Below are 25,949 nucleotides of genomic sequence, written 5' to 3'. Positions count from 1 at the left end.
GGCGTTTATCAGCAAAGGAGAAAATTATTTTTTCTTCGCTTTCGGGTTTGGCAGGTCGGTAATGCTGCCTTCGTAGATTTCTGCTGCCAGACCCACGGACTCATGCAGAGTCGGGTGAGCATGGATGGTCAGCGCGATATCTTCTGCATCACAACCCATTTCGATTGCCAGACCGATTTCACCCAGCAGCTCGCCGCCGTTGGTACCGACAATCGCACCACCGATAACACGGTGAGATTCTTTGTCGAAGATCAGTTTGGTCATACCGTCTGCACAGTCGGAAGCGATAGCACGGCCTGAAGCGGCCCACGGGAAGGTGGCGGTTTCGTAGCTGATGCCTTTTTCTTTCGCTTCTTTCTCAGTCAGACCAACCCAGGCAACTTCTGGCTCAGTGTAGGCAATGGATGGAATGACTTTCGGATCGAAGTAGTGTTTCTTGCCAGAGATAACTTCGGCAGCCACGTGGCCTTCGTGAACACCTTTGTGCGCCAGCATTGGCTGACCGACGATGTCGCCGATGGCAAAGATGTGTGGCACGTTGGTGCGCATTTGTTTGTCGACGTGAATGAAGCCACGGTCGTCAACTTCAATGCCTGCGGCGCCCGCTTCCAGCAGTTTACCGTTAGGAACACGGCCGATAGCCACCAGCACGGCGTCGTAACGCTGTGGTTCTGCAGGGGCTTTCTTGCCTTCCATTGTAACGTAGATGCCGTCTTCTTTGGCTTCTACCGCGGTCACTTTGGTTTCCAGCATCAGGTTGAATTGCTTGCTGATTTTCTTGGTGAAGACTTTCACCACGTCTTTATCAGCCGCAGGAATCACCTGATCGAACATTTCTACCACGTCAATCTGCGAACCCAGCGCGTGGTAAACGGTGCCCATTTCCAGACCGATGATGCCGCCACCCATCACGAGCAGACGCTCAGGGACGGTTTTCAGTTCCAGCGCATCGGTAGAATCCCATACACGCGGGTCATCATGTGGAATGAATGGCAGTTTGATTGGACGGGAACCCGCCGCAATGATGGCATTGTCGAAAGTGATGGTCGTAGGACCGTTTTCGCCTTCAACAACCAGAGTATTTGCGCCAGTAAATTTGCCCAAGCCGTTCACGACTTTGACTTTACGGCCTTTCGCCATACCTGCCAGACCACCGGTCAGCTGGTTGATGACTTTTTCTTTCCAGACACGCACTTTGTCGATGTCAGTTTTCGGCTCACCGAAAACAATACCGTGTTCTGCCAGTGCTTTTGCTTCAGAGATCACTTTCGCGACGTGCAGCAGAGCTTTTGAAGGGATACAACCTACGTTCAGGCACACGCCACCGAGAGTGGAATAACGCTCAACCAGTACGGTTTCAAGACCTAAATCAGCGCAACGGAAAGCAGCAGAATAGCCCGCAGGGCCAGCCCCAAGTACCACGACCTGAGTTTTAATTTCAGTACTCATCATGACCTCTTAATTTATGTCCGGCGGGTCTGACGTCATTTTTATGTCGCAACGCCCATCATCCACCGGGTCGTTCTATCCGCCCGCAGTTTACAAAATTGTTAACAAATTTGAAACAACAAACGGCATACGATTTGTGCTTAGCGCCCGAAAATCCCAAACAGCATGAAGAGATTATCAGAAAAAAGCCGGCCGATTGGCCGGCTTTTCACTTACATCACCAGACGGCGAATGTCAGACAACACGTTGTTGATGATGGTGATGAAGCGCGCACCATCGGCACCGTCAATAACACGGTGGTCGAAGGAGAGCGACATTGGCATCATCAGACGCGGTGTGAACTCTTTACCGTTCCAGACTGGCTCGATAGCAGACTTGGAAACACCGAGGATAGCCACTTCCGGCGCGTTGACGATTGGCGCGAAGTGGGTCGTCCCGATACCACCGAGGCTGGAGATAGTGAAGCAACCGCCCTGCATTTCGCCAGCAGTCAGCTTACCGTCACGGGCTTTCTTGGAGATAGCCATCAGCTCACGGGACAACTCGGCGATGCCTTTCTTGTTCACGTCTTTGAAGACCGGAACAACCAGACCGTTTGGCGTATCAACCGCCACACCGATGTTGATGTATTTTTTCAGCGTCAGTTTCTGACCATCTTCGGACAGGGAACTGTTGAAGCGTGGCATCTGCTCAAGGGCAGCGGCAACGGCTTTCATGATGAAGACCACTGGAGTGAATTTCACGTCCAGTTTGCGTTTAGCGGCTTCATCGTTCTGCTGTTTACGGAACGCTTCCAGCTCAGTGATATCGGTTTTGTCGAAGTGCGTAACGTGCGGGATCATCACCCAGTTACGGCTCAGGTTCGCACCAGAAATTTTCTGGATACGGCCCAGTTCGACTTCTTCAATCTCACCGAACTTGCTGAAGTCAACTTTCGGCCAAGGCAGCATGCCTGGCAGACCGCCACCCGTTGCTGCTGCCGGCGCGGCTTCAGCACGTTTGACCGCATCTTTCACATAAGTCTGAACGTCTTCGCGCAGGATACGACCTTTACGGCCAGTCCCTTTCACTTTCGCCAGGTTAACGCCGAACTCACGGGCCAGACGACGGATAACCGGCGTGGCGTGAACGTAAGCGTCGTTCTCAGCGAATTCGCCTTTGCTTTCAGCTTTAGCTGCAGCCGGAGCCGCCGCTTTCTGTTCCTGTTTCGCAGGAGCAGCCGCTTCTTCTTTCTTAGCCGCCGGAGCAGCAGGCGCAGCGCCTTCTACTTCGAAGACCATGATCAGAGAGCCGGTGCTGACTTTGTCGCCCGCAGCGATTTTGATTTCTTTTACGGTACCCGCGAACGGTGCCGGGACTTCCATTGAGGCTTTGTCGCCTTCAACGGTGATCAGTGACTGTTCTGCACTGATTTTGTCGCCAACTTTAACCATGATTTCAGTGACTTCAACTTCGTCGCCACCGATATCAGGCACGTTCACTTCTTTGCTGCCGGACTGAGCCGGTGCAGCAGGTGCCGCGTCTGATTGGGTTTCTGATGCTGCGGCTGGTGCGGCTGCACCAGAACCTGCCACTTCGAAGACCATGATCAGAGAACCGGTGCTGACTTTGTCGCCCGCAGCGATTTTGATTTCTTTCACTTTACCCGCGAACGGCGCAGGGACTTCCATAGAGGCTTTGTCGCCTTCTACGGTGATCAGCGATTGTTCAGCTGTCACGGTGTCGCCTACTTTAACCATGATTTCAGTGACTTCAACTTCGTCGCCACCGATGTCTGGTACGTTCACTTCTTTGCTTTCGCTGGAAGCAGGGGCAGCAGCAGCGCTCTCTTGAACATTAGCTTCTGCTTTGGCTTCCTGTTTCGCAGGTGCTGCATCAGCAGCACCGTCAGCGGCTTCAAAGATCATGATCAGTTTGCCGGTTTCGACGGTATCGCCGACCGCAACTTTAATTTCTTTGACCACGCCAGCTTGTGGAGAAGGCACTTCCATAGAAGCTTTGTCGCCTTCAACGGTGATCAGCGATTGTTCAACTTCAACCTTATCGCCCACCTTCACCATAATTTCGGTGACTTCCACTGCATCTGCACCGATGTCCGGTACGTTAATTTCAATAGCCATCTGTCTTTACCTCTTATGCCAGACGCGGGTTAACTTTTTCTGGGTTGATATCGAATTTCTTAATGGCTTCAGCCACTACAGACGTTTCGATTTCACCGCGTTTAGCCAATTCACCCAGCGCAGCAACCACAACGTAGGACGCATCCACTTCGAAGTGGTGACGCAGGTTTTCGCGGCTGTCTGAACGACCGAAGCCGTCAGTACCCAGTACGCGATAATCGCTGGCCGGAACGTAAGTACGAACCTGTTCAGCAAACAGTTTCATATAGTCGGTGGACGCAACTGCTGGCGCGTCGCTCATCACCTGGGCGATGTACGGAACGCGTGGGGTTTCAGTCGGGTGCAGCATGTTCCAGCGCTCACAGTCCTGACCGTCACGGGCCAGTTCAGTGAAGGAAGTAACGCTATAAACGTCAGAACCCACACCGTAGTCTTTGGACAGGATCTCAGCCGCTTCACGTACGTGACGCAGAATAGAACCGGAGCCCAGAAGCTGCACTTTACCTTTGCTGCCTTCCAGCGTATCCAGCTTGTAGATACCCTTACGGATGCCTTCTTCCGCGCCTTCCGGCATGGCTGGCATGTGGTAGTTTTCGTTCAGCGTAGTGATGTAGTAATAAATGTTTTCCTGCGCTTCACCGTACATACGCACCAGACCGTCATGCATGATGACAGCGACTTCGTAAGCGTAAGACGGGTCGTAAGAAATACAGTTAGGGATAGTCAGAGACTGAATATGGCTGTGACCATCTTCGTGTTGCAGACCTTCACCGTTCAGGGTAGTACGACCAGAAGTCCCGCCGATCAGGAAGCCACGCGCCTGCTGGTCACCCGCTGCCCAGCACAGGTCGCCGATACGCTGGAAACCGAACATGGAGTAGTAGATGTAGAACGGGATCATTGGCAGATCGTTGGTGCTGTAAGACGTCGCTGCGGCCAGCCATGAAGACGCGGCGCCCAGTTCGTTAATACCTTCCTGCAGGATCTGACCTTTCTCGTCTTCTTTATAGTAAGCAACCTGCTCACGGTCCTGCGGGGTGTACTGCTGGCCGTTCGGGCTGTAAATACCAATCTGACGGAACAGACCTTCCATACCGAATGTACGCGCTTCGTCGGCGATGATCGGGACCAGACGGTCTTTAATGGAGTCGTTTTTCAGCATCACGTTCAGGGCACGGACGAAAGCGATAGTGGTAGAGATCTCTTTCTTCTGCTCTTCCAGCAGTTGTGAGAAGTCTTCCAGTTTCGGCATTTCCAGCTTCTGAGTGAAGTTTGGCAGACGAGTCGGCAGGTAGCCTTTCAGCGCGGCACGACGCTCATGCAGGTATTTGTATTCTGCAGAGTCTTTTTCCAGAGTGATGTACGGCAGTTTTTCCAGATTTTCATCGGTAACTGGCACGCTGAAGCGATCACGGATATAGCGAACGCCATCCATGTTCATTTTCTTCACCTGGTGAGCAATGTTTTTACCTTCGGCAGCGTCGCCCATGCCATAACCTTTAATGGTATGCGCAAGGATAACGGTCGGCTGGCCTTTGGTGTTCTGTGCTTTGTTCAGTGCAGCGAAGACTTTCTTCGGATCATGACCACCACGGTTCAGCGCCCAGATTTCGTCGTCGGTCATATCTTTGACCAGCGCAGCGGTTTCAGGGTATTTGCCGAAGAAGTGCTCACGAACGTATTTGCCGTCACGGGACTTGAAGGTCTGGTAGTCGCCATCCACGGTTTCGTTCATCAGCTGGATCAGTTTACCGCTGGTGTCTTTACGCAGCAGTTCATCCCAACGGTTGCCCCAGATGACTTTGATCACGTTCCAGCCAGCGCCTGCAAAGATGCCGTCCAGTTCGTTGATGATTTTTCCGTTACCGGTGACAGGGCCATCAAGACGCTGCAGGTTACAGTTGATGATGAAGCACAGGTTGTCCAGTTTCTCACGGGTCGCGATGGTGATCGCACCTTTGGATTCTGGTTCGTCCATTTCACCGTCGCCCAGGAACGCGTAAACGCGCTGTGCGGACGTGTCTTTCAGGCCACGGTGTTCCAGATATTTCAAGAACTTAGCCTGGTAGATTGCACCGATCGGGCCCAGACCCATGGATACGGTCGGGAACTGCCAGAATTCAGGCATCAGTTTAGGGTGCGGATAAGACGACAGACCTTTACCGTGAACTTCCTGACGGAAATTGTTCATCTGGTCTTCAGTCAGGCGGCCTTCAAGGAAAGCACGCGCATACACGCCCGGAGAGATGTGGCCCTGGAAGTACACCAGATCGCCGCCGTCTTTCTCGTTGCGCGCACGGAAGAAGTGGTTGAAGCACACTTCGTACACGGTCGCTGAAGACTGGAAGGACGCCATGTGGCCGCCGAGTTCCAGGTCTTTCTTGGACGCACGCAGAACGGTCATGATGGCGTTCCAGCGGATAGCGGTACGAATGTTACGTTCCAGCTCCAGGTTACCCGGGTATTCAGGTTCGTCTTCAACAGCGATGGTATTGACGTAGTTACGGCTGGCTGCACCAGCAGCGACGCTCACGCCGCCCTTACGCGCTTCACTGAGAACCTGGTCGATCAGGAACTGTGCACGCTCAACACCTTCTTCACGGATGACCGATTCGATCGCTTGTAGCCAGTCGCGAGTTTCGATCGGATCCACGTCATTATTTACACGTTCTGACATGGTGCTTTTCCTTATCTGTATCTAATACGTTGGTTTATCTGGAGCCTGTCTTCCTGCGCTCTTTTAAAACGGTCCTCGTGATGAGAAAGCGCACGAAGACAGGCCCGTCATGTAGTTGCCGTGAGCCCTCAAATGAAGACTCTAAAAATTAACCTCGTGGGTTAACTTTCATCTTTTCGTTGCTGGAGCCGTCGTAAAGACCGATCCCGCCGGGTGTGTTCCCTGCTGAGATCCAGCAAAACTTCTTCAATGAACGCCAGGTGACGGTGAGATGCGGCACGCGCTTTTTCTGGTTCCCGTGCAACAATCGCCTCGAAAATACTGGCGCGGTGGTTGCTTACCATCGCCAGCATTTCGCGGCGGGAGTAAAGCAATTCAAAGTTCTGTCGAACATTTTTCTCGAGCATCGGTCCCATACAGCGAACCAGATGCAGCAGCACCACATTATGCGCTGCTTCTGTTACAGCAACCTGATACTGCATTACCGCGTCGGCTTCTGCGTCCAGGTCCCCGCTGTCTTGTGCGGTCTGAATGACCACGTGACAATCACGAATGCGCTGCAAATCCTCCTCTGTGCCACGAAGCGCCGCGTAATAGGCAGCGATCCCTTCAAGGGCATGACGTGTTTCAAGGAGATCGAATTGTGATTCAGGATGGTCGGCCAGTAACTCAGCCAGCGGGTCACTCACGCTTTGCCATAAGTTACTTTGTACGAAAGTGCCACCACCCTGACGGCGCAGGAGTAGCCCCTTCCCTTCCAGGCTTTGGATTGCCTCTCTGAGAGAAGGTCGCGATACATCAAACTGTTTGGCCAGTTCGCGCTCTGGCGGAAGCTTTTCCCCGGGTCTCAAAGTGCCTTCGAGGATCAGGAACTCAAGTTGCTGCTCGATCACATCGGATAACTTAGGCTGTCGGATTTTGCTGTAAGCCATATATGTGCTGTTCTCTGCGAGTAGCGACTCTGTAAGTTGCCGGAGTCAATTGGTAATACCAATTTAAAAAACGTGGCCGTAAAGTAACAAAGTATTCACCTTGTGTCCATATGGCTACCCAGTAAATGCGTCGACCCCGCACAATTTAACAAATTTTTATCATTTATGTTTTTTACCCAGTCACGGATCACATTTTTTAGATCCTGAACAAATTTACAGTCAATTTGGCTATTTGTTATGCAGATGATGCATAAACCCCGTGCAAACTTTTGCGCATAACATTATTCTTGCGCGAACGGTAGATGATCCTGCGTTTTAGGTACAATCCAGCCGTAAATAATTAGATACAAAAAGTGTAATTATCGCCTTACATTCTCTCTAACACACAGAATGTTATGGGTTTTGCCCCAATGACAGAGGACAGGTAAATGGTTGAACAACAACAAGGCGATGAGCTGAAGCGTGGTCTCAAAAACCGCCATATTCAGCTGATTGCACTAGGTGGGGCCGTCGGTACAGGGCTGTTTCTGGGCAGCGCTTCCGTCATTCAGTCTGCGGGGCCGGGGATTATTCTTGGCTACGCAATTGCAGGTTTTATTGCCTTTTTAATCATGCGCCAGTTAGGTGAAATGGTTGTTGAGGAGCCGGTTGCGGGCTCATTCAGCCACTTTGCTTACAAATACTGGGGTGGGTTCGCAGGCTTTGCTTCTGGCTGGAACTACTGGGTTCTGTACGTGCTGGTGGCGATGGCAGAACTGACCGCAGTCGGTAAATACATTCAATTCTGGTGGCCGGAAATTCCTACCTGGGTTTCTGCGGCGGCCTTCTTCGTGCTGATCAACGCCATCAACCTGACTAACGTTAAAGTCTTCGGTGAGATGGAATTCTGGTTTGCGATCATCAAAGTGGTTGCGGTTGTGGCGATGATCCTGTTCGGCGGCTGGTTGCTGTTCAGCGACACTGCCGGTCCGCAGGCAACAGTACGTAACCTGTGGGAGCAAGGCGGATTCCTGCCGCATGGTATGACCGGGCTGGTGATGATGATGGCCATCATTATGTTCTCGTTCGGTGGCCTGGAGCTGGTGGGGATTACAGCGGCAGAAGCCGATAATCCTGAAGTCAGCATTCCTAAAGCGACCAACCAGGTTATCTACCGCATCCTGATTTTCTATGTGGGCTCACTGGCCGTGCTGCTTTCCCTGATGCCGTGGACTCGCGTCGGGCCGGACACCAGTCCGTTCGTCCTTATCTTCCATGAACTGGGTGATGCACTGGTTGCCAACGCACTGAACGTGGTGATCCTGACTGCCGCGCTGTCGGTCTACAACAGCTGTGTTTACTGTAACAGCCGCATGTTGTTTGGTCTGGCGCAGCAAGGCAACGCACCGAGATCCCTGATGAAAGTGGACAAACGCGGCGTGCCGGTGACGTCTATCCTTGTCTCTGCGGCCACTACTGCCCTGTGTGTTCTGATTAACTACCTGATGCCAGCCGAAGCATTTGGTCTGCTGATGGCGCTGGTGGTTTCTGCACTGGTGATCAACTGGGCGATGATCAGCCTGGCACACATTAAATTCCGTCAGGCGAAGCGTCGTGAAGGCGTGGAACCTAAGTTTAAAGCGCTGCTGTATCCGGTGGGTAACTACATCTGCCTGCTGTTTATGGCGGCAATTCTGGTGATCATGGCGATTACTCCGGGCATGGCGATCTCCGTATGGCTGATCCCTGTCTGGCTGGTGGTTCTGGGCATTGGTTACTGGATCAAGAATCAGCAAAGCGGGAAGTCCGTTAACGCTTAAGCAAGAGTCATAATTTAAAATCCTCAGACGCCCCGGTTAAGTCACTTGCCGGGGCGTCTTGTTATACAGGTCACACTTTTTCTGAGATGACCAAATCGTCCATCTTCATGACTCTTACCTCCTGACTCTTATTCCCTTCCTCAGCCAATACTCTGGTCTATCAAACAGTTTTTTAACAACTGTCCTTTTGACATCTATGCGGAGAGAACATCCATGAAGGAAGGCGCGCTGTCGTTCAAAGAGAAAGTGGCGTACGGCATGGGGGATGCGGGGTGCAATATGATTGGCGGCGCCATCATGCTGTTTCTTAATTATTTTTATACGGACGTTTTCGGATTAGCCCCGGCGCTGGTCGGCATACTGCTGCTCTCCGTGCGCGTTATTGACGCCGTCACCGACCCGATTATGGGCGCGATTGCCGACCGTACCACCACCCGCTGGGGACGATTCCGCCCGTATTTGTTATGGGTTTCGGTGCCGTATGTTCTTTTCAGCGTGCTGATGTTCACCACGCCGGAATGGAGCTACAACAGCAAGGTTATCTATGCTTTTGTGACTTACTTCCTGATGTCCCTGACTTACACAGCCATTAACATTCCTTATTGCTCGCTCGGTGGCGTCATTACTGCCGATCCGCACGAACGTGTTGCCTGCCAGTCTTACCGCTTCTTTATGGTGGGCATCGCAACACTTATTTTGTCTTCCACCCTGCTGCCAATGGCAGATTTTTTCGGTGGCGCGGACAAAGCCAAGGGTTACCAGATGTCGATGGGCGTAATGGCGATCATCGCGCTGTTTATGTTCCTGTTCTGCTTCAGCTCAGTGAAAGAACGTATCCAGCCAGCGGTGCCGTCTAAACATGCCTTAAAATCTGACCTGAAAGATGTCTGGAAAAATGACCAGTGGGTGCGCATCCTGCTGCTGACGTTCTGTAACGTGTGTCCGGGCTTCATTCGTATGGCAGCCACCATGTATTACGTCACCTGGGTCATGGAAAAATCCACGTCATTTGCCAGTATGTTTATCAGCCTCGGTGTGGTCGGCATGATGATCGGCAGCGCGCTGGCAAAACCGCTGACCGATAAATACTGCAAACTGAAAGTGTTCTTCTGGGCCAACATTATCCTGACCATTTTCTCCTGCGGCTTCTATTTCCTCGATCCGCACGCGACAACGCTGATTCTTGTGGCGTACTTCATCCTGAACATCATGCATCAGCTCCCTTCCCCGCTGCACTGGTCGCTGATGGCCGATGTGGATGATTACGGCGAATGGAAAACCGGTAAACGCGTGACCGGCATCAGCTTCTCCGGCAACCTGTTCTTCCTCAAATGCGGGCTGGCGGTAGCCGGTGCAATGGTCGGATTCCTGTTGTCAGCTTATGGCTACAATGCCGGAGCAGCGCAGCAAAGTGATCACGCAATCAACGGAATTATGCTGCTGTTCACCATCATTCCGGGCGTGGGATATCTGATTACTGCCGGTGTGGTGCGCTTACTGAAAGTGGATCGCGAAACCATGCGTACCATTCAGGCTGATCTCGAAATTCGCCGCCGTAATTACCGCGAACTGAATGAATATCACGATGCGAAAAATGCACAGGACGCGGATATCGCCAGCGTCTCACTGAACAGCAAGGAGCTGAAACATGAGTAATTACCCTAATCCGCTGATTGAGCAACGTGCAGACCCGCATATCTGGCTGCACAGCGACGGAAATTATTACTTTATCGCGTCGGTTCCTGAATACGACCGGCTTGAGATCCGCCGCTCGCCAACGCTGGCCGGACTTGCCAATGCACCAGCCACCATCGTCTGGCATAAACCTGAAACCGGCCCGATGAGCGCACTGATCTGGGCACCGGAACTGCATTTTATCGACGGAAAATGGGTTATCTATTACGCCGCTGCGCCGTCGCAGGAGATTGTGGACGGATTATTCCAGCACCGGATGTATGCGCTGGTGTGCGAAGAAGCAGATCCGCTCACGGGAAAATGGCAGGAGAAAGGCCGGATCCAGACCCCGATCGACAGCTTCTCGCTGGATGCCACGCACTTTGAGCATCAGGGCAAAAGCTATTATCTGTGGGCGCAGAAAGATCCGGCAATTCGCGGAAACTCGAATTTGTATCTGGCTGAAATGGAAAACCCGTGGACGCTGAAATCACCGCCTGTCATGCTCAGCAAGCCGGAGCTGGACTGGGAAATCATCGGTTTTTGGGTTAACGAAGGCCCCGCCGTGATCACGCACGGCGATAAGATTTTCATCACTTATTCCGCCAGCGCCACCGATGAAAATTATTGTATCGGGCTGCTTTGGGCAGATCTCAGCAGTAACCTGATGGACCCGGCGAGCTGGCATAAATCTCTGTATCCGGTGTTCACTACTCAGACTCAGAACAAACAGTTCGGCCCCGGCCACAACAGCTTTACCCGCAACGAACAGGGCGAAGATGTGCTGGTATATCACGCCCGAAATTACACGGAAATCGAAGGTGATCCGCTGTATGACCCGAACCGGCATACGCGCATCAAAACCTTCCGCTGGGATGAAAATGGGATGCCTGACTTCGGTGAACCCGCCGCCGATAACCGTCCGCTGACCTTACAAAAGCAGCGCGGATAAAAAGCAAAAAGCCCGGACATGTAAATGTACCGGGCTTTTTTAATTGCGCTCTCTTTTCAGATAAGCGGATTAAATCAGGGTGCCATAAATCGTCAGCAGTGCCACAACCACCAGAATAATCATCGTCACTTTACGCGCCAGCCCGACGGCTGCACGAGGCGTTTGTACCGGATCGGTGTGCGGATCACGCGCCAGCGAGAACTGCGCCAGACGGGTTAATACCTGATACTGCGACGAGTGAATATCACCCAGCGAGGCGAACCAGGCCGGCAGAGCCTTCTCGCCGTGCCCCAGCAAGGCATAAGCCACACCGGCCAGACGAACCGGGATCCAGTCCAGAATATGTAACAGGGCATCAACGCCGGACTGAGCACGTTTCAAAGGCGTCATGTGGCGCGCCAGCCAGGTCTGATAACCGCGTAAAGCCGCGTATCCGCCTAATGCTATCGGTCCGTAGGGACCACACACCACAAACCAGAATAAAGGGCCAAGATAGTAGCGATAGTTAATCCATAGCAGCGCATTTTGCAGTTCCCGCAAACGGGCTTCTTCTGTGCAATCCGTTGGCAGACCGTGGATCAGCGCCAGTTCTTCGGCCATTTCCTTACAAGCGTCGGCATCCCCCTGACGGGCTGACTTAAGATAAGCGCGATAATGCTTACGTTTAATCCCCGCGCCAATGCACAGCAGACACAAAATCACCCATAAAATCAGTGTCGGTACGCCAAAGAATATCCCCTGAAGCGCACGCAAGACGGCCCAGATCACCGCCATCCAGATGACCATGATAGCCAGCGTTTTCACTAAGGAAGTCTGCCGCCCGCGGCGAAATATCACCTCGAACCGATGGTCCAGCTGCCAGTGTTCACCCAGTTTGAACAGCCGTTCCCAAGCCAGCACCAGCAGCAAAGTAAATAACGTCATCGATTGTCACTCTCTCTCAACACATCACATGCTTAAACACGCACCAGAGACCGCGGTAACTCACTGGTCAGAAGCGCTATTCTGCCCTACCGGCAGGGCTATCAGCTTGCGATAAAATGCCCAGTCAAATTCAGGGCCGGGATCGGTCTTACGCCCCGGAGCAATATCACTGTGTCCGGTAATGGCATCAAGATTAATGGGATAGTGCTTAATTAACAACTCAGTAACAGCGGCCAGGCTGCGATATTGCGCGTCAGTAAACGGCTCAAAATCCGTGCCCTCCAGCTCGATACCGATTGAGAAATCATTACAGCGCTCGCGCCCCTGCCAGCTGGAAACACCCGCATGCCAGGCGCGTTTATCAAAAGGAACGTATTGAACAATTTCGCCATCGCGGCGGATCAGGCAATGTGCCGCCACACGCAACTGGTGAATACCTTCAAAATAAGGATCGTCCTGCGGATTCAGCGTACCGGTAAAGAGTTGATCAATGTAGGGACCACCGAATTTTCCGGGCGGCAAACTGATGTTGTGGATAACCAGCAACGAGGGAATTTCATCGTCAGGACGGAGATCAAAATGGGGAGAAACGACCCGCCGGGCTTCGGCTATCCAGCCTTGTTCTAAGTGCATCAAAGACCTCAATGATGTGCTTGTGTGGTACTTATCACAGCAACAGGGTAGCATGTTTTTTTGTCCTTCTTATCCGCCATTTCGGAGTATTTGTATGTCTACCCGCAGCTACAGCCCTGAAAGTCGCCGCGCACAGTTACTCGAACGTATCCAGAATGATATTCCTGCTCTTGTGACTCAAGCCCTGGGCGAAGACCTCGGCGGCGAAGCTAATGCTAACAATGACTTAACGGCACAATTATTGCCGCAGGATAAAAACGCGACCGCCACCATCATCACCCGTGAACCCGGTATTTTTTGCGGGCAACGCTGGCTGGATGAAGTCTTTAAGCAACTGGCCGGGGATAAAATCACCGTTAAATGGCATGTTAAAGACGGTGATACAGTTTCTGAAAACCAGACCTTATGCGAACTTTCCGGCTCTGCCCGCATGTTGCTGACCGGCGAACGCACCGCGCTGAATTTTGTGCAAACCCTCTCCGGCGTGGCAACCGAAGTGAATCACTATGTGAAAATTCTGCAGGGCACCAAAACTCAGTTGCTGGACACCCGCAAAACCTTGCCGGGTCTGCGTACTGCGCTGAAATATGCCGTGCTCTGCGGTGGCGGAAGCAATCACCGTCTGGGTCTGGCTGACGCATTTCTTATTAAAGAAAATCACATCATCGCCTGTGGCTCAATCAAAGCGGCCGTGGAGCGCGCGTTGTGGATCCATGCCGACGTTCCTGTGGAAGTGGAGGTCGAATCCATTGATGAACTTCAGCAGGCGCTGGATGCCAAAGCTGACATTATCATGCTCGATAACTTTACCGTGCCGATGATGCGTGAAGCCGTTGCGTTGACTGCCGGCCGAGCACTGCTGGAAGTCTCCGGTAACGTCACGGAAAAAACACTGCGTGAATTCGCAGAGACCGGCGTGGATTACATTTCCGTCGGCGCGCTGACAAAACATGTCAGAGCGATGGATCTCTCCATGCGCTTTAGCTAATCGCAACGCTGTTGCCCCTGACTTCCTTTTCAGGGGCAACACGACTTCTTTCGGTCTATTTCATCTTGCCGCATTACCCTCTCATTCTCCCGGTCTGACTGCTATCCCCTTTTTCATTTCATCTTCATTGTTGCGGCGCATCGCGCAAAAGTTTTGCCAACCTGACTGACATACATATTTATCCTGGAAGACATCCTGGAGAAGCCAACAATGGGGCTGGAGTCTGGTTATTTATGCGTTTAGTTTGCTACCCGAGCTTTACTCAAGCAGTTTTACAAAACGGAGAACGCCATGCACCGGCAACAAGGATTTACCCTCATTGAACTGATGGTAGTGATCGCGATTATTGCGATCCTCAGTGCCATCGGCATACCCGCTTACCAGAGTTATATCCAGAAGGCCGCCATGACCGACATGCTGCAAACCATGGTGCCGTATAAAACCGGCGTCGAATTGTGTGTGATTGATTCCGGCACTCTGACGGGTTGCGATGCAGGCACTCAGGGAATACCCGCAGCAGTCAGCAGCCGTTACGTCAGCCAGGTGCAAGTCAGCACAGGTGTCATCTCGCTCACCGGACAACAGGCGCTTGAAGGGCTCAGCGTTGTCATGACGCCGGTTGTCGATAATGTGGCCGGAGGGATAGTCTGGAATCGCAGTTGTACTAACGCCGCTAACACGTCGATGGTTGAGGCCTGCGAAAGCGTATTCCGCTTTGACAGTCAGGGAGCAACACAATGACCGATACTCCACTGGTTCCTGTTTCGCCGGTACACAGCGAAAGGCAGCAAAGCGAAGCATCGCTTGAAGCCCTGTGCCAGCGATATAAAGCCGTCATTTTGCATCGTGATCCGCAGATAATTCGCGTTGCCTGCCATGAAAGTGAGGCGGACACGGAATCCCTGAGCAACGTGCTGCGTTTCGCCACCGGATTAAAAGTCCAGCTTGAACGCTGGCCACAGGCGCGGCTGGAACAGGTGATGGAAAAGGGCCATTCGGGCTCGCAACAATTTGTCTCGCAGGAAGAGCTCACTCCTTCTGTACCTCGTGATGAGAATGAACTGGATGCCCAAAGCGATGCGCCAGTGATCAATGTACTTAATCAGATCCTCAGGCACGCTATCACCCGCCGCGCATCGGATATTCACTTTGAACCTTTTGAGCACAGTTTCCGGGTTCGCGTCCGGATTGATGGCGTACTACAAGAAATCCCCGGCCCTGAATTTGCAATGGCCGCCGGTATCTGTGCACGCCTCAAAATCATGGGACAGCTCAACGTGGCAGAACGCAGATTGCCGCAGGACGGGCAGCTTTCGGTGATGTTACAAAATCAGCGATATTCCATGCGGGTCTCGTCCCTGCCAACGCTGCACGGCGAAAAAATTGTGCTGCGGATACTCCATATGACGCAGCAGGATCTGTCGATGTCACAGCTGGGATTCACGCCGCGTGATCTCGATTATTTCAAGGCCGCGCTTAAACATCCGCAAGGATTGATTCTGGTCACAGGTCCGACAGGGAGCGGAAAAACAGTCACGCTCTACACGGGTCTGCGACATCTGAATGCCATTACCCGCAATATCTGCAGCGTCGAAGATCCGATTGAGATCCCGGTCAGCGGTATTAATCAGACGCAGATCAATAGCAAAACAGATCTGAGTTTTGCCGGTGTCCTGCGGGCATTATTACGTCAGGATCCTGACGTGATTATGGTCGGTGAGATCCGGGATAAAGAAACAGCCGAGATTGCCGTAAAAGCTGCGCAGACCGGGCATATGGTGCTTTCCACCCTGCATACCAATTCCACCTGCGAGACGCTGACCCGTCTCAGGCAAATGGGGATCGAGAGTTTTCATATTGCAGCCAGTTTACGTCTGGTCATTGCACAGCGGCTGGTTCGAAAGCTCTGCCCACATTGCCGAAAAGCACATATGTCACTGGTCGAAAAAGGCCCGGATGGCCACAGCGGTACGTTGCCACTTTGGTTGGCTGCGGGTTGCCATCAATGTTTTTCCGGCTACTACGGGCGTACGGGAATTTACGAGATACTCAATATCACGCCCCGGTTACAGCAGGCACTGGTCGCCGGAGCGGGCGTCACAGAACTGAGTAAAATCGCCCGTGAGCAGGGACAGAAAACATTGCAGGAAGCGGGAATGTTGCTGGTCGAGCAAGGCATTACCTCGCTTGAGGAGCTTTACAGGGTCACCGGCGAAGACACTGGCTTATGAGCGAAACCGGGGCTATTTCTAAGAAATGGAGGCTTTATCAATGGCAGGCAGTTGATACCCAGGGAAGCATTCAGCAAGGCAACAGCATTGAGATAAATAAAGACATCATCTACCAGCAGCTTTTTGCTGCTGGCTTACAGCCGGTGAGTATCAGGATGAGGCAACGCCTGAGAGGAAATTGTTGGAAAAATCAGGAGCGCGTCGCCTTTGTCAGACAGCTGGCGACACTTTTGCAGGCCGGATTACCCCTGATGAATAGCCTGACGCTGCTGGGCAATGAGCATACGAAACCGGCATGGAACTGCGTGCTGTTAAATATCGCCAAAGGAGTTCGTGAGGGAAAGCCTCTTTCAGAGATGCTGGGTCAGTATCCCGACACGTTCCCTGATATTTACCGGCAAATTATTTCGATTGGTGAACTGACGGGGCAACTCGACAAATGCTGCCTGCAACTGGCAAGTCAGCAAGAACAACAGGCTGAATTAAGAAATAAGGTGAAAAAGGCCCTGCGTTATCCGCTGATTGTCAGTGCGATCGCCACGATTGTTACCCTGCTGATGCTGACCCTGGTGTTGCCTGAGTTTGCGAAAATCTATGCATCCTTTGATGCTAAGTTACCGTGGTTTACTCAGATGTTAATCAACACATCAGAAGCATTAATCACAACAGGCCCGTGGATAGCTGGAGGATTATTGTTTTGCTGTTTTGGGTATCTGCAAAAAATGCATCCGCACGTACGCTGGAAACTCCGTGAGCAGATGCTTCTGCTGCGGTTGCCCCTGACTTCACGGCTGGTCACCGACAGCAGCCTCGGACAGATTTTTCAGACACTGGCCATGACACAACAGGCCGGAATGACATTAATTGCGGGGCTGGCGGCGGCCTCTGCGTCTGTATCCAATTTGCATTTTCAGGCCGCGCTGAGCCAGATACGTGAGCAGATCATACAAGGGGTTCCGTTACACAAAGCTTTTGTTCAGTCACCACTGTTTCCGACCTTATGCCATCAATTGATTAAAATCGGTGAGGAGTCAGGTTCTCTCGATGAGTTACTGCAAAAGCTCGCGCAACTGCATAATCATAAAGCGAATTCACTGGCGGATACGTTATCGCAAACCATTGAGCCGGTACTGATGGCAGTAATGGGCGTCATTGTGGGCGGGCTGGTGATTGCAATGTATCTGCCGATATTCCAGCTGGGGTCAGTGATGGGATAGGAAAAGGATAAAGCTTAAGGAGCAGAAAGCGGCGAAAACGAGTCTCGCCGCATCAGCCATTGCCGGCTTATTTACTGCCGAACAGACGGTTTTCCTGTTCCGCGACGCGGATAAAGGTCGTGCGTTTGGTCAGTTCTTTAAGACGCTCAGCACCCACATAAGTACAGGCAGAACGCAGGCCACCGAGGACATCGCGCACAGTGTTTTCAACCGGACCACGCAGAGGTAATTTCACCGTTTTACCTTCTGCCGCACGGTATTCTGCAACACCACCGACGTGACGTTTCATCGCAGATTCTGAACTCATGCCATAGAAAAGCATGAATTTTTCGCCATTTTCTTCAACGACTGTACCTTCACATTCGTCATGCGCAGCCAGCATACCGCCAAGCATGACGAAATCAGCGCCGCCGCCGAAGGCTTTTGCCACATCGCCAGGAACCGCACAGCCGCCATCACTGACAATCTGTCCGCCCAGACCGTGCGCCGCATCTGCACATTCGATAACCGCAGAAAGCTGCGGATAACCCACACCGGTTTTCACGCGAGTGGTACAGACAGACCCTGGACCTATACCGACTTTAACGATATCTGCACCTGAAAGGATCAGCTCTTCTACCATTTCGCCGGTGACCACGTTACCGGCACAGATCACTTTATCCGGACAGGCTTCACGAACACGTTGCAGGAAACCGACAAAATGCTCGGAGTATCCGTTCGCCACATCCAGACAAACAAATTTCAACAGCGGGGAAAGAGCCAGAATTTGCAGGGTTTTAACGAAATCCGCTTCTGATGTTCCGGTCGACACCATCACATTGCGCAGGACGGATTCATCCGAAGACGTGATAAATGCCTGCCACTGTTCTACGGTGTAATGCTTATGTACCGCCGTCAAAAGACCGAAAGAAGCCAGAACGGTGGCCATACGGAATGTTCCGACGGTGTCCATGTTCGCGGCAATGATCGGTGTGCCAGACCAGCTGATACCAGAGTGTTTGAATGTGAATGTGCGTTCCAGTTCGACTTCGGAACGACTTTTGAGAGTAGAACGTTTAGGGCGGATAAGTACGTCTTTAAAACCTAACTTCAAATCTTCTTCAATACGCATGACGGGTTTGTCCTGGTTTGGCGACGGGTCGCTAGGGTGTACAGCAAATTTTTAGACACCCTTTCCAGTGGTTTTATCATACACAGGAAAATGACAACGGCAAGATGGCTTTTGCAACTCACATCACAGACTTTTGATTGTGCTGCTGAATAATTTTCGCATGAAAAGCGGGACGACGACGGCTTGCACTTAATCACAATCTCTTTATCATTTACCTGTCTAATTTTATCAGAGCATCCGCATGAGCTATATCGTTGCATTGACCGGAGGTATCGGGAGTGGCAAAAGTACAGTTGCCGAAAGTTTCGCCCGCCACGGTGTAAACATTGTCGATGCCGATATTATCGCCCGTCAGGTAGTAGCGCCGGGAGAACCTGCGCTGGATCAGCTCCATCAGCGATTTGGTAACGAAATTATTCTTGCCGATGGCTCACTGAACCGCCCGGCTCTGCGGGAAAAGATTTTCAGTTATCCGCCTGATAAAGAATGGGTTAACCAGTTACTGCACCCCATCATTCATGCCAGAACACAGCAGCTTTTTGCACAGGCCGATACGCCTTATGTGCTCTGGGTTGTTCCATTGCTGATTGAAAATGGATTACAGACGCGGGCAAATCGCGTACTGGTAGTGGATGTTGAGCCTCAGCTTCAGCTTTCACGCACCCTACTTCGCGACAGAATTAGTCGTCAGCAGGCAGAAAATATTATTGCTGCGCAGGTAAGTCGTGAAAAGCGGCTGGCCTGTGCGGATGACATCATTGATAACAGCGGTGACCCGAAATCCATCGAACCGCGTGTTGCCTTATTACATTGCCGCTATCTGGAATTTGCGGCATCAGTAAACAGACAGGATATTGCCAAGCATGACTGATGTAGCTGCAACCGTTCTTTTTGAACATCCCCTGAATGAGAAGATGCGCACCTGGCTGCGTATCGAGTTTTTGTTGCAACAGATGCACTCTAATGCACAAATCACTTCCATTGCTTCTGCCCTGTTATTTTTCCGTACCGTATCTGATTTGCTCGACGTACTGGAGCGCGGAGAAGTCCGTACTGATTTACTGAAAGAACTGGAACGTCAGCAACAAAAATTATCCCAGTGGAAAGACGTTCCGGGCGTGGATCTTTCAAGAGTTGACGGCCTGCGTAGCGAGCTCAAACAGTGCGCCTCCGTGCTGATGAAAGCCCCACGCATCGGACAGGCGCTGAAGGAAGATCGCCTGATTGCTCTGGTCCGCCAGCGTCTGAGTATTCCGGGTGGCTGCTGTAGTTTTGATCTCCCGACGCTGCACATATGGCTGCATCTGGCTCAGTCCCAGCGTGACAGCGAAGTGAAAAACTGGCTCGAAACGCTCGCCCCGCTGAATAACTCACTCACTATGGTTTTGGGGCTGATCCGCCAGTCTGGCGCGTTTCGTAATCAGATCAGCCTGAATGGTTTTTTCCAGGACAACGCAGAAGGCGCAGATCTGTTACGATTGCGCCTCTCGATGGAAAACCAACTTTATCCGCAAGTATCCGGGCATAAAACCCGTTATGCCATTCGCTTTTTACCTCTGGACAGCGAACATGGCGTGGTTCCCGCGCGACTGAATTTCGAACTTGCCTGCTGCTAGGAGTTGCACATGGATCCTGAAATTATTGAAGTAAATTGCCCGACGTGTGGCAAAACGGTGGTTTGGGGCGAACAGAGCCCTTTCCGCCCTTTTTGTTCCAAGCGCTGCCAGTTGATTGATCTCGGTGAATGGGCCGATGAAGAGAAACGCATCCCGAGTAAAGGCGATGTAAATGACCTGGACGACTGGAGTGAAGAAGAGATTTAAGTCAGATCATGAGTACGCAAAAAGGGGCTTTGGCCCCTTTTTTGATCATGTCATCCACAACAAATGCGTCATCAGTACTGATTGTTTTTAAGGGCTGTTACGATGGCTTCATTAGCCGGAGGAAACTCTTCCTCTTTCAAATCAGACTGTGCAACCCAGCGTTTAGGCTGCCCTTCTTTGCCATAAGGTTCACCTTGCCACTCTTCCACCAGGAAGAAATGCAACGTGATGATGCGGTCGGGGAAACGATGCTCCAGCGTTTTCAGCAGTACCGGTGATTGCGCATCGATTCCAACTTCTTCCTGCAATTCGCGGATCACTGCCTGATCCGGCGTTTCACCTGCTTCAATTTTCCCGCCGGGAAACTCCCAGAAACCTGCCATATGCGATGACGCATCGCGCTGAGTAATAAAGATTTCTTTCTGAGCATTACGAATAATGCCGACTGAGATATTCAGTTGTTTAAGCGTCACAGTATCCACCTATCCGCTGACTGCAAAGACTGTCCTGTACGAACTTTTAGACAAAATTAAAGGCGGTGATTAGCCGCCTTTAAGATTAACACGATGACTTAGCCTGAGATGTTACTTTTGCAGGCGGCCATGGCATTGTTTGTATTTTTTACCGGAACCGCATGGGCACAGATCGTTACGTCCCACTTTGCGTTCACCGGAGGCAGCCAGACGTGCGGCTTCCGCTACTTCGATTTCCTGCTGATCCTGATGGCTCAGCTGCTGCTGACGGGCCAGATGTTCCGCTTCTTCACGGCGCTGGATTTCCATCGCTTCAATTTCTTCAGGCATACGCACCTGAACTTTGCTCAGCACGCTGACCACTTCATATTTCAGGGATTCCAGCATCGCAGCAAACATCGCGAAGGATTCACGTTTGTATTCCTGCTTAGGATCCTTTTGCGCGTAACCGCGTAAGTGGATGCCCTGACGCAGATAATCCATCGCTGCCAGATGCTCTTTCCACAGGGAATCGAGGGTCTGCAACATTACGCCTTTCTCGAAGTTACGCATCATTTCAGCGCCAACCACTTCTTCTTTACGGGCGTAAGACTCTTTCGCGAGTTCCATGATACGTTCGCGAAGGGTTTCTTCATGCAGTTCCGGCTCTTTATCCAGCCACTCAGAAATCGGCATTTCCAGCTCGAAATCGTTTTTCAGGCGCTCTTCCAGACCTTTCACATCCCACATTTCTTCCAGAGACTGTGGTGGAATGTAGCTGTCGATAGTCGCTTTGAACACATCTTCACGGATGCTGGCAATGGTTTCGCTCACATCAGACACGTCCAGCAGTTCGTTACGCTGGCTGTAGATCGCACGACGCTGATCGCTCGCCACATCATCGTATTCCAGCAATTGCTTACGAATATCGAAGTTACGGCTTTCAACTTTACGCTGAGCGTTGGCAATCGCTTTGGTCACCCATGGGTGCTCAATCGCTTCGCCTGGTTTCATACCCAGTTTACGCATCATGCTTGATACACGGTCAGATGCGAAGATACGCATCAGGGCATCTTCCATAGACAGGTAGAAGCGTGATGAACCGGCATCACCCTGACGACCCGCACGACCGCGCAACTGGTTATCGATACGACGTGATTCGTGACGCTCGGTACCAATGATGTGCAAACCACCAGAAGCCAGAACCGCGTCATGGCGAATCTGCCATGCGGCTTTAATTTCAGCAATTTTCTCGTCGGTCACTTCTTCGCCCAGGTTTTCAACTTCAACCTGCCAGCTGCCGCCCAGCACGATATCGGTACCACGACCCGCCATGTTGGTGGCGATGGTTACCGCGCTTGGCTGACCCGCCTGAGCAACAATGTCTGCTTCTTTGGCGTGGAACTTGGCGTTCAGAACGCTGTGCGCGATGCCCGCTTTCGTCAGCTCGTTAGACACCACTTCTGATTTTTCAATCGAAATAGTACCGACCAGAACCGGCTGGCCCTTAGCGGTACACTGACGGATATCTTCGATAATCGCGCCAATTTTTTCCATCTCAGTCATGTACACCAGGTCGGCCATGTCTTTACGCACCATAGGGCGGTTAGTTGGCACAACAATGGTATCCAGTTTGTAGATAGAGCTGAATTCGAACGCTTCGGTATCCGCAGTACCGGTCATACCGGCCAGTTTTTCGTACAGACGGAAGTAGTTCTGGAAGGTGATAGAAGCCAGCGTCTGGTTTTCGTTCTGAATCTCAACGCCTTCTTTTGCTTCTACTGCCTGATGCAGACCGTCGGACCAGCGACGACCTTGCATGGTACGGCCAGTGTGTTCATCGACGATAATGACTTCACCGTCTTTCACGATGTAATCGACATCGCGGGTGAACAGCACGTGTGCGCGCAGTGCCGCAGTCACGTGGTGCATCAGCATGATGTTAGTCGGGGAATACAGAGATTCACCTTCTTCCATGATGCCTGCTTCTACCAGCATTTCTTCGATCAGCACCAGACCACGTTCGGTCAGGTGAACCTGACGCGCTTTCTCATCCACAGAGAAGTGGCCTTCACCCTGGAAGGTGTCGGAATCTTCTTTTTCCTGACGGATCAGTTTAGGGATCAGTTTGTCCACGCGGGTGTACATTTCTGAGCTGTCTTCGGCAGGACCGGAGATGATCAGCGGAGTACGTGCTTCATCGATCAGGATGGAGTCAACCTCATCCACCAGCGCATAGTGCAGTTTACGCTGTACACGTTCTTCCGGGCTGAACGCCATGTTATCGCGCAGGTAGTCAAAGCCGTATTCGTTGTTTGTACCGTAAGTGATGTCAGCAGCGTAAGCAGCACGCTTAGCCGGGGAAGGCATACCCGGCAAGTTAATGCCGATGCTCAGACCGAGGAATTCAAACAACGGACGGTTATTTTCGGCGTCACGCTGGGCTAAGTAGTCATTGACGGTCACGACGTGAACGCCTTTTCCGCTCAGTGCGTTCAGGTAAGCTGGCAGCGTTGCGGTCAGCGTTTTACCTTCACCGGTACGCATTTCCGCGATGCAACGCTCGTTCAGTACCATACCGCCGAGTAACTGCACGTCAAAGTGACGCATGCCGAACACACGTTTACTGGATTCACGCACCACAGCAAAAGCTTCCGGGATCAGGTTTTCCAGCACTTCACCTTTTGCCAGACGCTCACGGAACTCATTGGTTTTCGCCTGCAGTTGCTCGTCAGTCAACTTTTGAATTTCAGGTTCCATGCGGTTGATCAGGTCAACAACTTTACGCATGCGACGCAGTGTACGATCGTTACGGCTACCAAAAACTTTGGTCAATAATTTGATTAACATTATGCTTAATATCTCTTGGAGGCCATCTGAAAATGGCCACTAATTTATTGATTTATAGATAGAGTTTTAAATTACAGTCTGTTAAATCAGGAAGTTTGGCCCAGCACGAATGCCTTGTACCTGTGCTAACCACAGGCCGGTCTGGTGCGGTAAAGAGAAGGTAAGGAAAGGTTGTTGCGTCTGACGGATGATAACCGGTGGTTTGGATTCATGGGTCAGTAAAGCATTCAGAGTGACCAGCAGGGCCAGTTGCTGAACGTGTAATGGTCCGGCTTCTTCAGCGACCACTTCCGGCGCGGCAACGGTATAAACCACCTGCGGAGCCAGAGCAAAAGAGAGATGACGGATAACTGTGCGCAACGCATGTTGCTGCCAGTAATCCACACCGAAAGACGGGCGGCGGTTCGCCTGGAGCAATGCAAGATTACTCAGCCCTGTACTACTGATGTTAAGACGGTTTAGACTTGAGGACGTATTGGGAACAGCAGGCAGTTCCGTTTGCGACAGGTTCGTTGACACGCCAAGGCTGGCCGCGACCATCCCCAAAAGGAGATGCGGCCAAAAATACCTTCTGCCAAATTGTCGCCAACGATTTAGAATGCCAATCACAAGTTTACAATCCGCCGGAGCCCGTCATGCGCGATAGTCGCCCACAATTATTAGATATCCTGTTCGATGACGCTTCTTCTACAGAGCAAAGCCCGCTGCGTATTGTTCAACAGCGTGCTGCGGCGTTATTAAAACTCAACCGCGCAGTCAAAGGTCTGTTACCGGCGCCCATGCAACCATGGTGTCGTGTCGGTAATTATCGACAGGGTGTTTTAGTACTCGAGATTGCTAATGCCAGCTGGATGATGCGACTACGCTATGAACAACCTGCATTACTCTCTGCACTTCGAGCGCAAATTCTACCATCTTTGTCATCAATCGACATCAGGATTAATCCTTCGCTCATGTCGAAAATGGAAAATGCTTCGCAGATTGCGATTAAAAATAAAGCAATCGCTTCAGAGTCCATGCCTGTCAGACATTTGAGTGCGCAAAGTGCTGAGGAATTAAGAGGACTGGCGAGCCGTAGCCCGGAAAAACTGAGAAAGGCATTAGAACGACTGGCTGAATTGGCCGGAGAGGGTGCCAAAACGACCAGTCGTAATAAGTAATACGAGTATCGATTACGCCAATACGGTGGAAGGCGCTTTAAAAGCCAGTGGCAATTCAGCTTCATCCTGGAAGGTGACTAATTCCCAGGCTTCCTGCTTAGCCAATACCGCTTGCAATAACTTGTTGTTCAACGCGTGGCCAGACTTGAATGCGGTAAACGCACCAATGATGTTATGCCCACACATGAACAGGTCACCGATAGCATCCAGCATTTTGTGACGAACGAATTCATCTTCAAAACGCAGGCCATCTTCGTTAAGCACGCGATAATCATCCACAACGATAGCGCAATCAAAGCTGCCACCCAGGCACAAACCACGTGACTGCAGGTACTCGATATCACGCATAAAACCAAAAGTACGTGCGCGGCTAATTTGGCGAACAAATGCTTCTGCGGAGAAGTTCATTTTGTAGCGCTGTGAGCTGGAATCGATCGCCGGGTGGTTGAAGTCGATAGTGAAGTCCAGAGAGAAACCATTAAATGGTTTGAACTCAGCCCACTTATCACCGTCTTCAACACGCACGGTTTCTTTGATGCGCAAGAATTTCTTGGCGCTGTTCAGCTCTTCAATCCCTGCATCCATCAGCAGATAGACGAAAGGTGCCGCACTACCGTCCATAATCGGCACTTCAGGCGCATCGACTTCGATAACAATGTTATCAATGCCCAGGCCAGCTAATGCCGCATTAAGGTGTTCAACCGTAGAAATACGTACGTCATGCTCATTAACCAGGCAAGTACAGAGCATGGTATCACGCACGGATTTTGCATCTGCCGGGAAATCAACCGGTGGATTCAAGTCAGTGCGACGATAGATGACCCCGGTATTTGCCGGTGCAGGACGCAGAGTCAGGGTGACTTTCTTGCCGGTATGTAAACCGACGCCCGTCGCCTGAACGATACGTTTTAATGTACGTTGTTTGATCATCGTTTTTATCTCGCAATGTTTATCCAT

Annotated in this window: 22 protein-coding genes; 11 read left to right on the top strand and 11 right to left on the bottom strand. The window is 51.6% G+C overall.

The window, feature by feature from the left end; all coding sequences use genetic code 11:
• Positions 1 to 24: 24 nt before the first annotated feature.
• The 4 genes from lpdA to pdhR all read right to left on the bottom strand — a co-directional run bounded on the left by lpdA (position 25) and on the right by pdhR (position 7,178).
• A complete protein-coding gene (lpdA, locus tag CKQ54_RS07070) occupies positions 25 to 1,449 on the bottom strand; it encodes a dihydrolipoyl dehydrogenase (protein ID WP_165353190.1) in 1,425 nt (474 codons plus the stop codon).
• A 212-nt stretch (positions 1,450 to 1,661) separates the two neighbouring features.
• Entirely contained in the window at positions 1,662 to 3,569 is a 1,908-nt protein-coding gene (gene aceF, locus CKQ54_RS07065; protein ID WP_120161909.1) for a pyruvate dehydrogenase complex dihydrolipoyllysine-residue acetyltransferase, read from the bottom strand.
• A gap of 13 nt (positions 3,570 to 3,582) precedes the next feature.
• Positions 3,583 to 6,246, bottom strand: a complete 2,664-nt coding sequence (aceE, locus tag CKQ54_RS07060) for a pyruvate dehydrogenase (acetyl-transferring), homodimeric type (RefSeq protein WP_112286924.1) — start codon at positions 6,244 to 6,246, stop codon at positions 3,583 to 3,585.
• Positions 6,247 to 6,407: 161 nt separating this feature from the next.
• Positions 6,408 to 7,178, bottom strand: coding sequence for a pyruvate dehydrogenase complex transcriptional repressor PdhR (gene pdhR, locus CKQ54_RS07055; RefSeq protein ID WP_112286925.1), 771 nt, complete (start codon positions 7,176 to 7,178; stop codon positions 6,408 to 6,410).
• 428 nt (positions 7,179 to 7,606) lie between these two features.
• Between pdhR and aroP the strand changes: the two genes are divergently transcribed.
• The 3 genes from aroP (at position 7,607) to CKQ54_RS07040 (ending at position 11,603) form a co-directional block, all read left to right on the top strand.
• The gene (aroP, locus tag CKQ54_RS07050; RefSeq protein ID WP_112286926.1) at positions 7,607 to 8,977 is read left to right on the top strand and encodes an aromatic amino acid transporter AroP; all 1,371 of its coding nucleotides are present in this window, start codon (positions 7,607 to 7,609) and stop codon (positions 8,975 to 8,977) included.
• A 213-nt stretch (positions 8,978 to 9,190) separates the two neighbouring features.
• Positions 9,191 to 10,633, top strand: coding sequence for a glycoside-pentoside-hexuronide (GPH):cation symporter (locus CKQ54_RS07045; RefSeq protein WP_120161910.1), 1,443 nt, complete (start codon positions 9,191 to 9,193; stop codon positions 10,631 to 10,633).
• Positions 10,626 to 11,603, top strand: coding sequence for a glycoside hydrolase family 43 protein (locus CKQ54_RS07040; RefSeq protein ID WP_120161911.1), 978 nt, complete (start codon positions 10,626 to 10,628; stop codon positions 11,601 to 11,603). Before CKQ54_RS07045 ends, CKQ54_RS07040 begins: the two co-directional genes overlap by 8 nt.
• A gap of 69 nt (positions 11,604 to 11,672) precedes the next feature.
• Here the strand turns inward: CKQ54_RS07040 and ampE are convergent, their stop codons facing one another.
• On the bottom strand, positions 11,673 to 12,527 hold the full coding sequence (gene ampE / locus CKQ54_RS07035; protein WP_120161912.1) for a beta-lactamase regulator AmpE: 855 nt from the start codon (positions 12,525 to 12,527) through the stop codon (positions 11,673 to 11,675).
• A gap of 60 nt (positions 12,528 to 12,587) precedes the next feature.
• Positions 12,588 to 13,160 (bottom strand): 1,6-anhydro-N-acetylmuramyl-L-alanine amidase AmpD, encoded by a 573-nt coding sequence (gene ampD / locus CKQ54_RS07030; RefSeq protein WP_120161913.1) that lies wholly within the window; start codon positions 13,158 to 13,160, stop codon positions 12,588 to 12,590.
• A gap of 94 nt (positions 13,161 to 13,254) precedes the next feature.
• On the opposite strand from ampD, the gene nadC reads away from it, so the two are divergent.
• From nadC to hofC, 4 genes are all read left to right on the top strand, one after another.
• Complete coding sequence (nadC, locus tag CKQ54_RS07025) at positions 13,255 to 14,148, top strand: carboxylating nicotinate-nucleotide diphosphorylase (RefSeq protein WP_120161914.1); 894 nt, start codon at positions 13,255 to 13,257, stop codon at positions 14,146 to 14,148.
• 291 nt (positions 14,149 to 14,439) lie between these two features.
• Positions 14,440 to 14,889, top strand: coding sequence for a prepilin peptidase-dependent pilin (ppdD, locus tag CKQ54_RS07020; protein ID WP_120161915.1), 450 nt, complete (start codon positions 14,440 to 14,442; stop codon positions 14,887 to 14,889).
• Positions 14,886 to 16,379, top strand: a complete 1,494-nt coding sequence (gene gspE, locus CKQ54_RS07015; RefSeq protein WP_120161916.1) for a type II secretion system protein GspE — start codon at positions 14,886 to 14,888, stop codon at positions 16,377 to 16,379. The genes ppdD and gspE overlap by 4 nt, the downstream gene beginning before the upstream one ends.
• Positions 16,376 to 17,596, top strand: coding sequence for a protein transport protein HofC (gene hofC, locus CKQ54_RS07010; protein ID WP_120161917.1), 1,221 nt, complete (start codon positions 16,376 to 16,378; stop codon positions 17,594 to 17,596). Before gspE ends, hofC begins: the two co-directional genes overlap by 4 nt.
• Before the next feature lie 67 nt (positions 17,597 to 17,663).
• On the opposite strand, the gene CKQ54_RS07005 is transcribed toward hofC, so the two are convergent.
• Positions 17,664 to 18,707 carry a GMP reductase gene (locus tag CKQ54_RS07005; protein WP_112286935.1) on the bottom strand — a complete coding sequence of 348 codons (1,044 nt, stop codon included), beginning with the start codon at positions 18,705 to 18,707 and terminating at the stop codon, positions 17,664 to 17,666.
• Positions 18,708 to 18,948: 241 nt separating this feature from the next.
• Between CKQ54_RS07005 and coaE the strand changes: the two genes are divergently transcribed.
• The 3 genes from coaE to yacG are packed head-to-tail and all read left to right on the top strand — an operon-like array spanning position 18,949 to position 20,530.
• Entirely contained in the window at positions 18,949 to 19,578 is a 630-nt protein-coding gene (gene coaE / locus CKQ54_RS07000) for a dephospho-CoA kinase (RefSeq protein WP_120161918.1), read from the top strand.
• Positions 19,571 to 20,323 (top strand): cell division protein ZapD, encoded by a 753-nt coding sequence (gene zapD / locus CKQ54_RS06995; RefSeq protein ID WP_120161919.1) that lies wholly within the window; start codon positions 19,571 to 19,573, stop codon positions 20,321 to 20,323. Before coaE ends, zapD begins: the two co-directional genes overlap by 8 nt.
• A 9-nt stretch (positions 20,324 to 20,332) precedes the next feature.
• Positions 20,333 to 20,530 (top strand): DNA gyrase inhibitor YacG, encoded by a 198-nt coding sequence (yacG, locus tag CKQ54_RS06990; RefSeq protein WP_112286938.1) that lies wholly within the window; start codon positions 20,333 to 20,335, stop codon positions 20,528 to 20,530.
• A gap of 71 nt (positions 20,531 to 20,601) precedes the next feature.
• Here the strand turns inward: yacG and mutT are convergent, their stop codons facing one another.
• From mutT to secM, 3 genes are all read right to left on the bottom strand, one after another.
• Positions 20,602 to 21,003 carry an 8-oxo-dGTP diphosphatase MutT gene (gene mutT / locus CKQ54_RS06985; RefSeq protein ID WP_120162000.1) on the bottom strand — a complete coding sequence of 134 codons (402 nt, stop codon included), beginning with the start codon at positions 21,001 to 21,003 and terminating at the stop codon, positions 20,602 to 20,604.
• A 111-nt stretch (positions 21,004 to 21,114) separates the two neighbouring features.
• Positions 21,115 to 23,832 (bottom strand): preprotein translocase subunit SecA, encoded by a 2,718-nt coding sequence (gene secA, locus CKQ54_RS06980; RefSeq protein ID WP_112286939.1) that lies wholly within the window; start codon positions 23,830 to 23,832, stop codon positions 21,115 to 21,117.
• Between the two features lie 81 nt (positions 23,833 to 23,913).
• Positions 23,914 to 24,441 (bottom strand): secA translation cis-regulator SecM, encoded by a 528-nt coding sequence (gene secM / locus CKQ54_RS06975; RefSeq protein WP_120161920.1) that lies wholly within the window; start codon positions 24,439 to 24,441, stop codon positions 23,914 to 23,916.
• A 26-nt stretch (positions 24,442 to 24,467) separates the two neighbouring features.
• Here secM and CKQ54_RS06970 point away from each other — a divergent pair, with 26 nt between their 5' ends.
• Positions 24,468 to 24,992: a DUF721 domain-containing protein gene (locus tag CKQ54_RS06970; protein WP_112286941.1), complete on the top strand. Its 525-nt coding sequence runs from the start codon at positions 24,468 to 24,470 to the stop codon at positions 24,990 to 24,992.
• A 12-nt stretch (positions 24,993 to 25,004) separates the two neighbouring features.
• Here the strand turns inward: CKQ54_RS06970 and lpxC are convergent, their stop codons facing one another.
• Positions 25,005 to 25,922 carry a UDP-3-O-acyl-N-acetylglucosamine deacetylase gene (gene lpxC, locus CKQ54_RS06965; RefSeq protein ID WP_120161921.1) on the bottom strand — a complete coding sequence of 306 codons (918 nt, stop codon included), beginning with the start codon at positions 25,920 to 25,922 and terminating at the stop codon, positions 25,005 to 25,007.
• Positions 25,923 to 25,949: the final 27 nt, after the last annotated feature.

The organism is Rahnella variigena, assembly GCF_003610915.1.
GTDB classification, from domain to species: domain Bacteria; phylum Pseudomonadota; class Gammaproteobacteria; order Enterobacterales; family Enterobacteriaceae; genus Rahnella; species Rahnella variigena.
This window is presented reverse-complemented; position numbering and strand designations above follow the sequence as displayed.

Bases quoted from the DNA above. Each gene is read 5' to 3' on its own strand.
- aceF (WP_120161909.1), bottom strand. From the start codon at position 3,569: ATGGCTATTGAAATTAACGTACCGGACATCGGTGCAGATGCAGTGGAA.
- CKQ54_RS07005 (WP_112286935.1), bottom strand. From the start codon at position 18,707: ATGCGTATTGAAGAAGATTTGAAGTTAGGTTTTAAAGACGTACTTATC.
- coaE (WP_120161918.1), top strand. From the start codon at position 18,949: ATGAGCTATATCGTTGCATTGACCGGAGGTATCGGGAGTGGCAAAAGT.
- CKQ54_RS07045 (WP_120161910.1), top strand. From the start codon at position 9,191: ATGAAGGAAGGCGCGCTGTCGTTCAAAGAGAAAGTGGCGTACGGCATG.
- CKQ54_RS07040 (WP_120161911.1), top strand. From the start codon at position 10,626: ATGAGTAATTACCCTAATCCGCTGATTGAGCAACGTGCAGACCCGCAT.
- ampE (WP_120161912.1), bottom strand. From the start codon at position 12,527: ATGACGTTATTTACTTTGCTGCTGGTGCTGGCTTGGGAACGGCTGTTC.
- secA (WP_112286939.1), bottom strand. From the start codon at position 23,832: ATGTTAATCAAATTATTGACCAAAGTTTTTGGTAGCCGTAACGATCGT.
- ampD (WP_120161913.1), bottom strand. From the start codon at position 13,160: ATGCACTTAGAACAAGGCTGGATAGCCGAAGCCCGGCGGGTCGTTTCT.
- zapD (WP_120161919.1), top strand. From the start codon at position 19,571: ATGACTGATGTAGCTGCAACCGTTCTTTTTGAACATCCCCTGAATGAG.
- gspE (WP_120161916.1), top strand. From the start codon at position 14,886: ATGACCGATACTCCACTGGTTCCTGTTTCGCCGGTACACAGCGAAAGG.
- lpxC (WP_120161921.1), bottom strand. From the start codon at position 25,922: ATGATCAAACAACGTACATTAAAACGTATCGTTCAGGCGACGGGCGTC.
- pdhR (WP_112286925.1), bottom strand. From the start codon at position 7,178: ATGGCTTACAGCAAAATCCGACAGCCTAAGTTATCCGATGTGATCGAG.
- yacG (WP_112286938.1), top strand. From the start codon at position 20,333: ATGGATCCTGAAATTATTGAAGTAAATTGCCCGACGTGTGGCAAAACG.
- CKQ54_RS06970 (WP_112286941.1), top strand. From the start codon at position 24,468: ATGCGCGATAGTCGCCCACAATTATTAGATATCCTGTTCGATGACGCT.
- ppdD (WP_120161915.1), top strand. From the start codon at position 14,440: ATGCACCGGCAACAAGGATTTACCCTCATTGAACTGATGGTAGTGATC.
- lpdA (WP_165353190.1), bottom strand. From the start codon at position 1,449: ATGAGTACTGAAATTAAAACTCAGGTCGTGGTACTTGGGGCTGGCCCT.
- hofC (WP_120161917.1), top strand. From the start codon at position 16,376: ATGAGCGAAACCGGGGCTATTTCTAAGAAATGGAGGCTTTATCAATGG.
- aceE (WP_112286924.1), bottom strand. From the start codon at position 6,246: ATGTCAGAACGTGTAAATAATGACGTGGATCCGATCGAAACTCGCGAC.
- nadC (WP_120161914.1), top strand. From the start codon at position 13,255: ATGTCTACCCGCAGCTACAGCCCTGAAAGTCGCCGCGCACAGTTACTC.
- aroP (WP_112286926.1), top strand. From the start codon at position 7,607: ATGGTTGAACAACAACAAGGCGATGAGCTGAAGCGTGGTCTCAAAAAC.